Origin of the sequence: Paractinoplanes rishiriensis, assembly GCF_016862375.1 — a bacterium.
Classification (GTDB): Bacteria; Actinomycetota; Actinomycetes; order Mycobacteriales; family Micromonosporaceae; genus Actinoplanes; species Actinoplanes rishiriensis.
In genome coordinates this window covers 1-685 of sequence record NZ_BOMV01000178.1, presented here as the reverse complement: position 1 = coordinate 685, position 685 = coordinate 1, and the positions used below count along the sequence as shown (strand labels likewise).

1 protein-coding gene is annotated in these 685 nt (G+C 67.3%); it reads left to right on the top strand.

Translation table 11 applies throughout. From position 1 onward, the window contains the following. Nucleotides 1-682: ISAs1 family transposase (locus Ari01nite_RS49495; RefSeq protein ID WP_203791710.1), on the top strand; the 682-nt coding region annotated here is incomplete at its 5' end. Nucleotides 683-685: the final 3 nt, after the last annotated feature.

The window sequence follows — 685 nt, the reverse complement described above, 5'->3', positions numbered from 1 at the left end:
GAACGAAATCCCCGCCTTCGCGCCGCTGCTGGACGCGGTCGAACAGGTCCTGGGCAGCCTCAAAGACCTGATCTTCGTGGCCGACGCACTACATACGCAGGTCGGCCACGCGACCGAGATCGCCGCGCGAGGCGCGCACCTGCTGATCCCGGCAAAGGGAAACCAGCCGACCCTGCACACCCAGCTCAAGACGCTGCCCTGGGCTCAGATCCCGATCGGCCACCAGACCCGCGAAACCGGCCACGGCCGCCGCGAGACCCGCACCGTCAAGGCCATCACCCTGCACACGCCCGGCGGGATCGCCTTCCCCCACGCTCAGCAGGCGATCCGGATCACCCGGACCCGCACCACCACCAGCGGCAAGACCACCCGCGAAACCGCTTACCTGACCCTCTCCCTGCCCGCTGCCGATGCCCACCCCCGCGACATACAACGATGGATCAGGGCCGAGTGGCTGATCGAGAATCTTGTGCACTACGTCCGCGACGTCACATTCCGTGAAGACTCACACCAAGCCCGGACCGGCAACGGACCCGCCGTCATGGCCACCCTGCGTAACACCTCGATCGGCTTCCACCGGACCAGCGGCGACACCAACATCGCCCGCGCCACCCGACGCGCAAACCGCCGCCCACACGATCTGATCACCGCCGTGATCAGCGGCAACCCGACAACGCAATGACCC